General features: G+C 58.9%; 8 protein-coding genes and 1 pseudogene. 5 read left to right on the top strand and 4 right to left on the bottom strand.

Annotation, left to right across the window (positions count from 1 at the left end):
* Positions 1-2: 2 nt before the first annotated feature.
* Complete coding sequence (locus J0X25_RS28185; RefSeq protein WP_284145137.1) at positions 3-5,378, bottom strand: AMP-binding protein; 5,376 nt, start codon at positions 5,376-5,378, stop codon at positions 3-5.
* A 468-nt stretch (positions 5,379-5,846) separates the two neighbouring features.
* Between J0X25_RS28185 and J0X25_RS28180 the strand changes: the two genes are divergently transcribed.
* The 3 genes from J0X25_RS28180 (at position 5,847) to J0X25_RS28170 (ending at position 8,590) form a co-directional block, all read left to right on the top strand.
* A complete protein-coding gene (locus tag J0X25_RS28180; protein WP_207287182.1) occupies positions 5,847-7,016 on the top strand; it encodes a thiolase C-terminal domain-containing protein in 1,170 nt (389 codons plus the stop codon).
* Positions 7,013-7,393 (top strand): Zn-ribbon domain-containing OB-fold protein, encoded by a 381-nt coding sequence (locus J0X25_RS28175; protein WP_207287181.1) that lies wholly within the window; start codon positions 7,013-7,015, stop codon positions 7,391-7,393. Before J0X25_RS28180 ends, J0X25_RS28175 begins: the two co-directional genes overlap by 4 nt.
* 204 nt (positions 7,394-7,597) lie before the next feature.
* Positions 7,598-8,590, top strand: coding sequence for an MBL fold metallo-hydrolase (locus J0X25_RS28170; RefSeq protein ID WP_226776960.1), 993 nt, complete (start codon positions 7,598-7,600; stop codon positions 8,588-8,590).
* A 127-nt stretch (positions 8,591-8,717) separates the two neighbouring features.
* Here J0X25_RS28170 and J0X25_RS28165 read toward each other — a convergent pair whose 3' ends face one another.
* Positions 8,718-9,743 carry a zinc-binding dehydrogenase gene (locus J0X25_RS28165; RefSeq protein WP_207287180.1) on the bottom strand — a complete coding sequence of 342 codons (1,026 nt, stop codon included), beginning with the start codon at positions 9,741-9,743 and terminating at the stop codon, positions 8,718-8,720.
* Positions 9,744-10,079: 336 nt separating this feature from the next.
* Between J0X25_RS28165 and J0X25_RS28160 the strand changes: the two genes are divergently transcribed.
* Together J0X25_RS28160 and ilvC are read left to right on the top strand one after the other, a co-directional pair.
* Positions 10,080-10,451, top strand: a complete 372-nt coding sequence (locus tag J0X25_RS28160) for a hypothetical protein (RefSeq protein WP_207287179.1) — start codon at positions 10,080-10,082, stop codon at positions 10,449-10,451.
* A 261-nt stretch (positions 10,452-10,712) separates the two neighbouring features.
* Complete coding sequence (gene ilvC / locus J0X25_RS28155; protein ID WP_207287178.1) at positions 10,713-11,720, top strand: ketol-acid reductoisomerase; 1,008 nt, start codon at positions 10,713-10,715, stop codon at positions 11,718-11,720.
* Between the two features lie 37 nt (positions 11,721-11,757).
* On the opposite strand, the pseudogene phaC reads toward ilvC, so the two are convergent.
* Both phaC and J0X25_RS28145 read right to left on the bottom strand, forming a co-directional pair.
* Positions 11,758-13,028, bottom strand: a pseudogene (phaC, locus tag J0X25_RS28150) (class III poly(R)-hydroxyalkanoic acid synthase subunit PhaC); the annotation flags it as partial.
* Positions 13,025-13,573, bottom strand: coding sequence for a poly(R)-hydroxyalkanoic acid synthase subunit PhaE (locus J0X25_RS28145; protein ID WP_207287177.1), 549 nt, complete (start codon positions 13,571-13,573; stop codon positions 13,025-13,027). The pseudogene phaC and the gene J0X25_RS28145, both read right to left, overlap by 4 nt.
* Positions 13,574-13,723 lie beyond the last annotated feature (150 nt).

The raw sequence follows: 13,723 nt of genomic DNA, 5'->3' as shown, positions 1-13,723 counted from the left end.
GGTCACTGTCCGTCCTCGGATTCGGACTGACGGGAGTCGGTGGTACCGACAGAAGTCCCGTGCTGTCCCCATGCCTGATAGAGCTCCTCTTTCGTTTGGAGCCCTTCAAGGGGGAGCGCGTGATTGGCGACGTAGGCTTCGGCGGTGTGCTCGTTATCCCACATTTGCTGGTGAGCCGTCGGAAGGTCGTCCCAGTCGACGAGTTCTGGCTCGGTCAACTCAAGCGAGCCGCTATCGATAGCCGCGTTCATCTGTTCGACCTCGTACGCGTTGCTCAGGTGGGAACCGAGGATTTCGGCGGTGGGCATGTGGATCGTCCGCTGTCGCATCCAGACCTGCGGCGCGTAGAACGAGTAGCGTGCGTCGCCCACGTCTTCGCTGTAGACGACACGACCGGTGTGTGGCCGGACGAGCATCGTCGAGACGCCGAGGGCGTCATGACCCGCTCGTTCGAACACCACGTCGGGGTTTCCCCGCGGGTTGTTTCGGTCACTGAGGTGTTGGCCGATCTCCTTACCGAGGGGTTTGAATGCGGTATCCGTGTACTCCTGGACGGTCCGTTTGAACGCCTCCGGCTCCCGTTGTGGGTGCGGCAGGTCGGGCATCGTCTCCGGCCACTCGAAGTCGTCGTCCCGCCGCTCCAGTCCTTCGATGCTCAGCGATCCGACCACCGCGTCCCCGTATCCGAGGCTTTCGACGAATTCCCGCTGCTCTTCCGTGTACGCGACGACGACGATCCGCGCGTCCGCGTCTCGGGCCGCCTCGATCGCTAAGAGGCCGGTCTCGTCGACGATGTCATCGGGACCGGTGTCGGTGCCGTAGTAGACGAGGACGCCGTCGTCGGCTCGAAGGTCGACGCGATCGAACATCTCGGAGGGTGTGCTCTGACCGTCCTTTCCGAGGAAGGTCAGGTGGTAGCCGGTCGATGCGCCCCAGAACGTCAGTTTCCCGCCCTCGTCGAGTAACTGGAAAGATCGGGCGAACGACTGTTCGCCGGCGTGACTGACGACGTAGTCGGCGCCGCGCCCGCCGTGTTGCTCACGGAACGCCCGAACGAACTCCCCGCCCGCTTCCTTCCACTCGTCCCATTTCGTCGGATCAGCGGGGATCGGTCCCCAGATGTCGGCGAACCGGTCGGCCTTGCGGTTTATCGCGCCGACATCGCTTCCCAACGACTCGATCCGTTCAGCGCGCTCGTCCGTCGAGCAGAGTCCGGTGACGGCCACGCCATTTTGCGTCGCCGATCGGGCCGATTCCCAGCCGGTGCCCGTCGCCGCCCCTTCGACGAACATCGTCGTCCCGGGCTCGATCTCGAGCGTCGTGAACAGCGCCCGGTAGACGGTTCCCAGCGCGAGCACGTACGAACCCGCCTCTTCGAGCGTCGCGTCGACCGGGATCGGATGGACCTGCGGACCCTGTGCGAGCATGAACTGCTGGTGGCTCCCGTTCGGTCCCTCGTACCCCTGAATACTGAACCCGGCATACATGGGATCGAGTCCCATCCGCGGCGAGAGGAGGTCGCTCTGCCCGGAGTAGATCGTCACCAAGTCGCCGATGCCGACCCGCCCTTCGTCGCGGACCGCTTCGCCCATCTCCACGACGAGCGCGACGCCGCCGCTGCCGGTGATGTGGTAGTCCTGATCGTGGTTCTCGAACTGGCTGACCGGGATCCCAGTGATCGCCCAGATGTCGTTGAAGTTCACTTCGCTCGCTAGCACGTACAACAGGACCTCGTTCGGCCCCGGCTCCTCGACGGGATAGATCCCCTCGACCTCCGCGTCTTTGGGATCGCCGTGAGCGGGTTCGCCGGTTTCGTGATTCGTCTCGGTGGCCCAGCCGAACTGGTACTCGGGTATTTCGTCGACGCCAGGGTAGAACGGCGCTCCGACCGGTAACAGCTCGCCCGCGTCGCAAAGCTGATCGGCTTCCCGAGGGTCGGGCGTCTCCCGCGGTCGAGTCGGGAGCGGTTCGGGCCGTCCGTCGAGGAATTTCTCGATGCCCGTCTTCCCTCCCTCGGGGTCGACGACCGCCTCAGCGAAGCTATCGGCCTCCGTCTCGTATCCCGCGTCGATGCCTCGCTTGAGTCCGGCTCGGACCGACGCTACCGCGCGGTCGAACGCTTTCGCGCGGCCGGCGCTCGTGTTTTCACACTGACGTCGATTGCGCGCAACGGACGGTTCCTCGAGGACCGAGTCGTCGAACGTGCCTGGTTCGCGCCACGACTCGACGGCGGACAGACGCTCCTCGTGTGCGTCGGCCAGCGGTCCGTCGCCCGTTCGGACGTATTCGCGCGCGAGTTTCGCGGCACGGACGCGAGCGGTTTCGCCAGTCGTTACCTCGTCGACGAATCCCGTCTCGAGCGCTTCGTGCGCGTCGACTGACCGACCGTTCGTGATCAGTGTGAGGGCGTCTCGCAGCCCTTCGCGTCCCCGTTCGTCGGTTAGCACCCTCGAAAGACGCTGCGTACCGCCGTATCCGGGAATGAGATTGAGCCTAAGTTCCGGTTGTCCGAACTCCGCGTGTTCGTCGGCTACCGTGTAGTGGGTCGCGAGTTGAAGCTCGTTCCCGCCGCCGAGCGCGACTCCGTTGACCGCGGCGACAACGGGCTTCGAGAGCGTCTCGAGCTTGCGGAACGCCTCGTGGGCCTTCTTCGAGAGCGTCCGGGCGCTCGCCGTCTCGTGTACCTCCTCTAGGAACTGTTCGATGTCGGCACCAGCGACAAAGGCACTTCCCTCGCCGGTAACCATCACCGCGCCGACGTCCTCGCGACGGTCGAGATGACCGGCGATGGTGTTGAGTTCGTCTAGCGCTCGCTCCGTCAGGGCGTTGACCGGCGGGTTGTCCACAACGACGGTCGCTAGCTTTGCGTCCGTTCCGCGAACCGCGTTGTACTGGACGGTGAAAAACCGGTACTGCTCGAGCACGTCCTGTTCACGCTGGAGCCGCTGGCGGCGCTGCCAGCGCTCCGCTTTCGGACGGATCTCCTCGAGGACATCCGGATTCTTCAGCGTCGTCGTGTCGCCAATATCGTCCCCTTCGAGCATCGCCGCGAGCATCCGTCGCATGTACTTCCCCGATCGAGTCTCGGGGAACGCGTCGACCTCGATGAAGTCCTCGGGGACTGCTATCGCGCCCTTCTCGTCACGGATGTGACGCGCGAGACGACGCTCGACGTCCGTCGTCAGTTCTTCGTCGGGCTTGGTCTGGACGAATGCGACCGGTGTCAGCCCCTTTTCGTGGTGCGACGCCCCGACGACCACGGCGTTCGCGACCGGGGAGTCCGGATTGAGCTGCTTGTCCTTGAGAATCGCGGCCTCGAGTTCCTCGGTCCCCATCCGGTGACCGCTGACGTTGATCACTTCGTCGGACCGACCGTGGAGGGAAAACGAGCCGTCCTCGTACTTCTGCGCGACGTCGCCCTGGAGATAGGCCCACTCCCCGTCTTTCTGGACCCAGTAGGTATCGACGAAGCGCTCGTCGTTCCCGGACCACTGGTCCGTCCACGTTTCGGGATCCCAGTTTTCGAGATCGCCCCAGACGTACCGCATCAGATAGGGATACGGCTCGGTGATCATGATCTCGCCGCGCTCGCCGTACCCGGCCGCCTCGAACTCCAGGCCGCTCTCGGTCTCTTCTTTGCGCCAGACGTCGCCGAACACCCACGGTAGCGGGTAGGTGTGTGCGTCCGGTCGCAGTTCGAAGTCCTCGTTTCCGAAAAAGTGGGTCCAGACGATTCCACCGTGTTCGGTCGCCCAGTAGGAGTTGATGTACCGCTCGCAGACCTCTTCCATGCCGAACTCCTGGACGGTCGGATTTACGGGTTCGGCACAGAACGTCGCTACCCGAAGGGAGTCCGTCGACCACGCCCGCATATCGCTGACGTTTTCCTCGTCTTCCATCACCGTTTTCAAGAACGTGACGCCGGCTTTGAACACGGTGACGTTGTAGCGTTCGATAATGGACGTGAACCGGCCGGCGTCGGGATACAGCGGCGATCCCTCGGCGACGACGCTCGTCGTACGGGTCGACAGCGAGGCGCTGATGAGATACGACTGACCGGTGATCCAGCCGGGATCCCCGACGACGAAAACAGTGTCCTCTCCCGGGACGACATCGAACGAGATTTTCATCGTGTGAGCGATTCCAGCCGTGTATCCGCCGTGAACGTGGACGACTCCTTTCGGCTTCCCGGTCGATCCACTCGTGAAAATAACGAACAACGGGTACTCGGCGTCGACAGGCTCCGGTGCGTTCGCCGCGTGACACGCTCGCACGAGATCGCGGTCTGAGAGATCATAGAGATCGTCGACTGAATCGAGGTCGAAACCAGCCTCACGAGCGGCCTCAAGAACGCTCTCGCGCGCTCGCGACATGAGGTCCGCTGACCACGCGTCCCGCTCGTGCATCTGGATATCCTGGCCGGTGTGTTCGACGACGACGACGCGCTCAAGGCGGTCCCCGGCATTGACGAGCGCGCGTGCGATTTCAGTCCGTATCTCGGACGTCCGCTCAGGGTCGAGCTGGGACTCCGCAGCAAGCGCGTTCCCGACGCCGCGCATTGCGTCCGCGCGCTCGACGGTAATCTCCCCGGCGATGGCCTCGGAGATGTGGTCGCGTATGGACGCGCCGAGATCGGCCGGGACGTCCAGTTCCGAGAGGGTCTCGTCGACGATTTCGTGGACGCGACCGACGGGGAGGTAGTCGTCCAGCGCCGGATCAGCGTACTGTTCCTTGTAGGAGACGACCTCAGCATTTCGATACCCTCCATCGGCAGTGATGAGAACGTCCGCACCCAGCTTGGCGATCCGATCGGAGAGTGTCTTATCGCTGAACCCCCCGAACACGGGCGTGTAGACGATACCCAACCGCTTCGCCGCCTCCGTATAGTAAATCTGCTCCAGCAGGTTCGGCATGTTCAGTGCGATTCGGTCTCCCTTCTCAAGGCCGAGGTCGCGAAGCACCTGCGCGGCGGTGACGACGTTTACCAGCAACTCTCGTCTCGTGATCGTTTCGGAGGTCACCGGCCCTCCTCGACCGCCCCCTTCGGACTGGTCCCACCGATCGCCCTCGAAGTGAAACGCCGCTTCCCCACCGTGACCGGACAGAACGTGCCGATCGACCTCGTTGAAGCAGGCGTTGGTGAGCCCGCCAGAGAACCACTCGTACAGCGGTGCGTTCGAATCGTCGAACGCGGTATTCCACGGTTCGAACGATTCCGTACGATCGGGCTCGATCCGTTCGCCGTCGCGATCGAAGCCTCTCCATGTTCCCGCGTCGTCCTCCCATGAGATCCATCCGTCCTCCTCTGGAACGTACCAGTGGAGTTCTCGCTTGGCGATGTCTCCGTGAAATTCGCCGGGATCCTCCGTGGCCCTCACCCGGGCATTCTCCCAGTTTTCTCGCGTTCGAATCGGATTGTTCCTCACGGTCTCTCCAGCGGTATCGGATTCCTTCATTTATATTCCCCTCTGTGTGACGCGTGCTAACCTTCGTCTTGGGACTGGTTTTCAAACCACATAAACATAAGGTCCACGGAGTTTTACGTGACCCACCATCGGTCCCCCTGAGCGGGGACACGACGAGAAGCGAACCGAGGAGAGACAATCCGAAGCGGGTGCGACGGTCGCGTCTTCGACGATACGCGAACCGCGAACTCCCGGCCGTCTACGACGACGGTCCGTGCGGTACCGTAGCTGCCCGAGCGGCGTCATCGGCGTCGTCGATAGTTCCTCGGCCCAATAATCTCCGTTCCGACGTCTCGAATCAATCGTCATCGTCGAGGGCCGCTACAGCATAGCGGTCGATATACATATAGCCACGCCCCTTCAATGGGTCAATGATATCCAATGTCAAAAGCGTTCATCGCCGGAACAGGTATGACTGCGTTCGGAACGCACCCTAGGCGATCGGGTCGAGACATGTTCGCAGAGGCCGGACTCGCCGCGCTAGAGGACGCCGGCCTCGAATCCGAGGAGATCGATGAAGTGTTTTACGGCAACTTCATCGGCACGGTCTCGGAGAACCAGGGCCATCAAGGGCCCCTCGTCGCCGAAGCAGTAGGGACGACCGCTCCGGCCAGGCGCGTCGAGAGCGCGTGTGCTTCGAGTGGACTGGCGATTCGGGACGCGGTCCGAGCCGTCCGGTCTGGCGAGGCCGACGTCGTCGTAGCCGGAGGTATGGAACGGATGAGCAACATGGGAACCGCTGGTGCGACCGACGGGCTGGCCCGTGCGGCCGACGATCTCTTCGAGGTTCAATCCGGTGTCACTTTTCCGGCGGCTTACGCGTTGATGGCGCGAGCGTACTTCGATACCTTCGGCGGCGACCGCGAAGATCTCGCACACGTCGCTGTCAAGAACCACGACCACGCGCTCGTCAACGACCACGCGCACCTCCAAGAGGAGATCGCGGTCGACGACGTCCTCGACGCGCCCGAGATCGCGACCCCGCTGGGGCTGTACGACGCCTGTCCCATCAGCGACGGTGCGGCTGCGATCGTGTTGCTGTCGCCGTCGTACGCTGCCGAACGCGGACTCGATACCGGCGTGGCCATCACCGGATCCGGTCACGGCGGCGATACAATGGCGCTGCAAGATCGGCGGTCGTTGGCGAAGACGCCGGCTACGCGAGAGGCCGCCAACGAGGCGTACACCGATGCCGGAATCGATCCAACGGACATTGGTCTCGTTGAAGTTCACGACTGTTTCACGATCGCGGAGGTGCTCGCGCTCGAGGGACTCGGCATGTACGGTTACGGTGAAGCTCTTGGCGCGGCCCGACGTGGCGAGACGCGACGCGGCGGAGAGCTTCCGGTGAACCTCTCAGGCGGTCTCAAGGCGAAAGGTCATCCCGTCGGTGCGACCGGGGCGGCTCAGATCGCGGCCGTCCAAACGCTACTGAACGGGACGCATCCTCGTTCCGACGCCGTGGATGATGACGTGACCGTCGGGCTCGCACACAACGCCGGCGGAACGGTCGCTAGCGCGTCCGTTCACGTGCTGGAGGTGATGGCATGACGGACGCTCGCGAAGACGGTTACGATGCATTCCTCGATGCACTCGAGGCCGGCGAGGGATACTACTACGAGTGTTCGAGCGGCCACGGAACGCTGCCGCCCCGCCGCGCCTGTCCACACTGCGGTGATCGCGAACTGGCCACGGCGACGCTGCCGTCGACAGGAGAGATAGTCACCTTCACTCTCGTTACCGTTCCGACGCCCCAGTTCAAAGACGAGGCGCCGTACATCACGGCGATCGCGACGTTCGGCCCAATCAGGTTGACGGGGATCGTACGGGGAATCGATCGGGAAAACGTCGAAATCGGTCGAGAAGTGACCGTCGTGATCGAACGGGACGAAACGACCGACGAACGAACGATCACATTCCGACCGTAAGCATCGGCATGTAAGACCGTCAGAATCGCCGGCGAACAGAGTGATACCGACGCGGATAGAAACATAAATGGTTTGTTACAATGGTCGATTGACGACGCGAGGATTCACTCGCTTCCGAACGGTCCGTCGAAGCTCGATAGCCGCTCGAGACGGTACTACTGACGCGATCTCGTCGAAAACTCGCGGGGATGCGCCGGTGACCACGTGTCCGGGGGTCGTCAAAGGTCCGAAACAACAGTATCGCCGCTCGCAGCTTCGGGACCCACAACAGATTTGGTACTCGACGGCACATGGGTTCTCATGACCGCGTTCGAGGTGGCCGATGGAGTGTACGGGATTGATGTCGAAATGTTCGATTCCGGCGTCGCGTCCGTCTATCTCTTCGACGACGATGACGATCCGACGCTCGTCGATGCGGGCATTGCCACCACCGCGCAGAAAATCATGGACGGAATCGAGGCGTGCGGACTCTCACCATCGGAGCTATCGAATCTCGTCCTATCACACATTCACGTTGACCACACCGGTGCCGCGAGCGCGCTTGTCGATGCGGTTCCCGACCTTAACGTGTACATCCACGAATCGACCGCCCCACACCTGGTGGATCCGAGCGGGCTCGTCGAAAGTAGCAAGCGAGCGATGGGTGACCACTTCGAGCTGATCGGCGAGCAGGGATCAGTTCCCGAAGAAAACGTCGTCGGGATCGGAGACGGCGGAACGACGATCGATCTCGGTTCGAACAGCCTCGAGCTGATCTATGCGCCGGGGCACTCCCCGGACCACTTCGCTGTGTGGAACCCCGAACGGGAGCTCCTGTTCGCCGCGGAGTGTCTCGGCCTCTACCTCAAGGAGGCGGACCAGTTGCTCCCGCCGGCCACCCTCCCTAATTTCGACGTCGACGGAGTCGCCAAAGCCATCGAGAAACTCGAGACGCTCGACCCCGATCGGATCGTATTCCCGCACTTCGGCGAGTGGCCGCACGATTCGGACGAGGCGTTCGAAACGGCCGAAACGGAACTCCACCGGTACGACGAGTGGATCCTCGAGCGCTACCGCGATACGGAATCACGTGACCGGACAAAAGAGGCTGTCGCGCGAGAATTGCTCGACCTTTCACCGCCGTATGACCCGGTCGTCGAATCGTTCTTCTCGACTCTCCTCACAGATGGCTATCTCAAGTATCACGATATTATCTGAGCAGTCGTATTTCGTACATAGCTGGTGCTATAGCGGCGTGTTGGGTGGTCGGCTGAACGTTAATCGACTATGAAGCATGTCAACGGTTGCACACCCAATTGCAATCGAGATAGCACCGAAGCAGTTACTATAACTCGCTGTCAGGTCTGACGACAACCTTGCCGAACCCTTCTCGGTTCTCGATGATCTCGTGAGCGCGTGCGGTCTCGCTCATCGGCAGCTCCTCGCGGATCACGGGCTCGAAGGTACCGTTCCAGACGAGTTCCATCACGTCGTCGACCTGGTTGGGTGTGGCCATCGTCGAACCGATGATCTGGAGCTGGTTCCAAAAGATGCGCGGGATGTCCGTCTCCGGGTTGCCGCCGCCGGTACCACCGCAGGTAACGAGCCGCCCGCCCTTAGTCAGACTCTTGAGCGAGTTCCGCCAGGTGGGGGCACCGACGTGTTCGACGACGACGTCGACCCCGCGGCCATCGGTCTCCTCGAGGACCCAGTCCGCGAAGTCCTCCTCCTCATAGTTACAGACGTGGTCCGCGCCGCGGTCCTCGGCGTACTCAAGCTTCTCCTCGGTACTCCCGGTCGCGTACACCTCCGCACCCGCGTAGTCGGCGATCTGGAGGGCAGCGTGGCCGACCCCGCCGCTGGCGCCTAGCACGAGTACCGACTCGCCGGCCTCGAGGTCGGCGCGCTCGATCAGCATCCTCCAAGCGGTCTGGAAGACAAGACTGCTCGACCCGGCGACCGTCCAGTCGACGTGGTCGGGGACGGGAATCAGGTTGTCCTCGGGAATTGAAGCGTACTCGGAGTGAACGCCAGTGACGTGCTCGCCGATGATGTGGAAGCGCGGGTCGAGCGTCGGATCGTCCATTCGCAGATCGCCAACACCGGCCGAGAGCGCAACGTGATCTCCTTCGTCGAAGCGGGTCACGTCCTCGCCGATCTCCTCGACGACACCGGCACCGTCGCTGCCCGGGATGTGTGGCATCTCAAGGTCGATTCCGGGCATCCCCCGTCGCGTCCAGATGTCCAAGTGGTTGAGCGCGGCCGCCTTGATGTCGACCAGGACCTCGTCCCGATCGACCTCAGGGTCTGGATACTCGCCGTACTCAATGACGTCCCTGTCGCCGTGTTCCGCGAATTGGACTGCCTGCATGTCCGTACCAATGGTGATCATATATAAGATAGTACTGATAGAGGAAATCATCCAGATGATAGGTAGAAGAATATGCGATGAAAGCGCTAAAACCCCACATCTGTCAACTGATCACGGGGGCGAACTGCATGGTATACTATAGATTTTCGGACAGTATTTTTGGTCGAAACCATTGGGTGCTTTCGGGCACTAGCCTTCCTCTCCAAGTATTAACTATATTAATGAAATAATATATCATATTAAATTAAAATATTGAGAGCGCCCATTCCATTATTTCGGTTTGAAATACACAGTACTAACGTTCATCTTCTTAGGGTTTGACACACTACTTAGAGTATGGATGATGATATGGAAATAACTGGTAACAGAAACATGGACAAAATCAATTGTAGAAATCTTAGTGTCGTCGGAGCACTAAGTGTGGATCAGAACATCCAAGCTACCTCTCTGGATATTTCGGGAAGTGTAGTGGTAGAGGGGGACGTTCTTTCGCCATCCATAACTGTTTCAGGATCACTTCGGATTTCAGGCGTATTAAGGGCAGAAAAAGTGATTGTCTCAGGTTATCTTCAAGTGGACGATAAAGCTTTGGTTGAGGGTATGACTATTAGCGGAGAGGTTAATTTAAATTATATTAAGGCAGATGAAGTATTCGGGTCGGATGGATTGTCAATACAGAACTTAGAATCAGATTTGTTTGAAATGTAGTTGTGTTTGTGTGATCCATTCACAATCAAGATGATGACTGATATCATTTTCACCCGAACCAATACACGTCAGTATGGGCCGTCAAGCACAGCGCCACTTTTATATAGATAGTTATCCCTCGGGTTCAAACGCAATATGTTCACAATACAAATGAACTTGTCAACTTTGGGTCAGATTGCTGATCGGAAGAGAACGGGCTGTGCTACAGAACAATTCGAGAACAGATATAACGACAGCCAGCAACATATATAATTACCATCAATGGAAAACGAATTTACGACCGAGATCTATTACGACGATGACGCAGATGTGTCAACGCTTAACGACACTGTGGCCGTGCTCGGCTATGGCAGTCAAGGGCACGCGCATGCGCAGAACCTCCACGATAGTGGGGTTGACGTTGTCGTCGGCCTGCATGAAGGATCATCCTCACGTGATGCCGCCGAATCCGACGGTCTCACGGTCAAGACGCCCGCTGACGCGGTCGCAAAGGCATCTTACGTCTCCGTTCTTGTCCCTGACACGGTCCAGCCGACCGTCTACGAGAACGCCATCGAACCCAACCTCGAGGCAGGCGATACGCTGCAGTTCGCCCATGGGCTTAACATCCACTATAACCAGATCCAGCCGTCAGAAGATATCAACGTGACGATGGTCGCGCCCAAGAGTCCAGGCCACCTTGTTCGCCGAAACTACAATAACGACGAGGGAACACCTGGTTTGCTTGCAATTTATCAAGACATGACCGGCGAAGCTACTGATGAGGCGCTCGCCTACGCAAAAGCAATTGGCTGCACCCGTGCAGGCGTTATCGAAACTACGTTCCAAGAGGAAGTGGAGTCTGATCTGTTCGGAGAACAGGCCGTTCTGTGTGGCGGTGTCACAGCTCTCATCAAGGCAGGGTACGAGACGCTCGTTGACAATGGATATAGCCCAGAGATGGCCTACTTTGAGTGTCTCAACGAAATGAAGCTCATTGTCGACCTAATATACGAAGACGGACTCAATGGTATGTGGGACTCAGTCTCCTACACAGCCGAATATGGCGGCATGACTCGCGGTGACGATATTATTGACGAAAAGGTTCGTGAGAATATGGAAGAGACTCTGGAGGAAATACAGAATGGTGAATTCGCGCGTGAGTGGATCTTGGAGAACCAAGCCGGTCGTCCCAGTTATAATCAACTTCGGAAGGCTGAGAAGAATCATGAAATAGAGGAAGTCGGCGAGCAGTTACGTGATTTATTTAGTTGGGCTGAGGAAGAATAGACTATTCTGTGTTTAGCGGTTTCCTCATCTGAACAATCTCGCTATGTAGGTCGCTCGTCTCAGCGTTAAGTAAAGTATCAGTAGTAGCCACAGTACTTATCTCGACGTTTGATCCACCGTTCGAGAAATCGTCGGCTTTGACTCATCGTTGGAGACGCCCTCTGCAGGGGCAGCGTCTGCCCCCTTGTTCTAAGGTATTTTCGACTCGGTTTCCACGTCCGTATCATCTAAGCGCTCTTCGAACCACTCGGAAACCTGTGGCCAGAGTTCCTCATGACTCCGTGAGGAGACTGACATCCCGATGTGGCCCGTCGCAAATTCGAGTATCTCGGTATCTTCAGCTGGGATCACATTGTTAAACGGCTTGGAGGCCTCCGGCGGGATGAGGTGATCGTGCTCGGCGACAATTTGGAGGACGGGCATATCGATGTTTCCGATGTCAACATGCTCGCCGTTCAGGAAGAGATTGTTCTCGTAGAGTTTGTTCTCTTGGTAGATGTCACGGATGAACTCCTCATAGGCCTTACCGGCGACGTCGATTCCCTCGTCAAGCCACCGTTCCATGCGGGCGAAGTTTTTGACAAAGTCTTCGTCCTCCATATTATCGTAAAATTGGACGTACTTTGTGATGTTGTTCACAACCGGATCCATCAGCGCGAAGCCGACATCGAGGAACTCTGCAGGGACGTTATCGAATGTTTCGGTGACCGTTTCAGGGTCGTAGTACTCCTCTGTGCCCCAGAGTTCGAGGATGCCACCATCCCCATCGAAGCAGAGGCCAGCGGCCATCAAGGCGAGGTTATTGACCTTCTCACGGTGAAGTGAGGTATACATGGCTGTCATCGTCCCGCCCATGCAGTAGCCAAGAATGTTGATCGAGTCCTCACCGGAGCGCTCACGAACGACATCGACGCAGTTATCAATATACCGATTGACGTAATCATTAAGTCCAATTGAACTGTCAAGCTTCGAGGGTTCACCCCAGTCGATGAGATAGACGTCGAAGCCGGCCTCAAGCAACGTCTGGACCACGGAGCGGTCCGGCTGAAGGTCAAGGATGTACGGCTTGTTGATCAGCGCGTAGACGATGAGGATGGGGATGTCGTGTTGCTCGTCTGTTATCGGCTCATAGTGGAGGAGTTCAAGCTTGTTCTCCTCGTAGACGACTTCGCTGGGCGTCTGCCCGACGTCAATGTTCTCGATGATTTCAGTGCGCTCGGGGGCGACCCGCGCCTTCTCAGCAAAGTCAGCGGTCGCCTCCCAGGCCTGCCGTTGCAAGTCCAGAACGGTTGCATAGGGGTTCTTCATTGCTTGTCTTCTAGGTGATCGAGAATTCGATCGCATTTCTGTTCGACGGCGTGTTGGCGGCGTTCGACTTCGACCAGTCGGTCACCGATTTCGACGACATCATCCTTGGTGGTGAAGCCAAGCGACCGGAGCATCTGCTGGGAGGCCTCGTCGGCCTGTTGCTGAAATTCGAGGACATCGCCGACGGTCTCACCGACCATCTCGGCGAACGCGGTCGTCGACATGACGTCTTTGAATGCCTCGTTAGCAGTATTGAGCCAGATATCACGGAACTCCTCGACGTCGACGTCCTCTCCCTCGAGTTGGTCGTTCATCCGCTCGACCATCTGGTGGGAGGCGTTCATCCACCTCTCGTAGGCGCGGGCGTAGCCCTCGACGCCGTGGGAGATCCCGGAGTCCTCGCTGAATTCGCCGACGGCTTCGGTCCAACTCTCGACGAACTGAGACTGAGCCACCATGTTATCTTCGAGGGCCTCGAGGAACTGCTCATTCCATTGTTCGATGAACGCGTTCCAGTTCTGCACCTGGAGTTGTGAATTGGCCATAGATGGAAATTAACGGTGTGCTGTAAAAACCTATGCCCGAGATTTTAGTCGAGACATCGAATCGTCAGCAGCCTCAATGATGTTTCAATATATCAAATTCTTGTTAACCCGTTGATGAGCCTCGAGGGCTGCATTAAACGACATGTCGAC

Source organism: Haloterrigena alkaliphila, from assembly GCF_017352155.2.
Classification (GTDB): domain Archaea; phylum Halobacteriota; class Halobacteria; order Halobacteriales; family Natrialbaceae; genus Haloterrigena; species Haloterrigena alkaliphila.
Note: the sequence above shows the minus strand (reverse complement) of the source record. Positions and strands in the feature narration are given on the sequence as shown.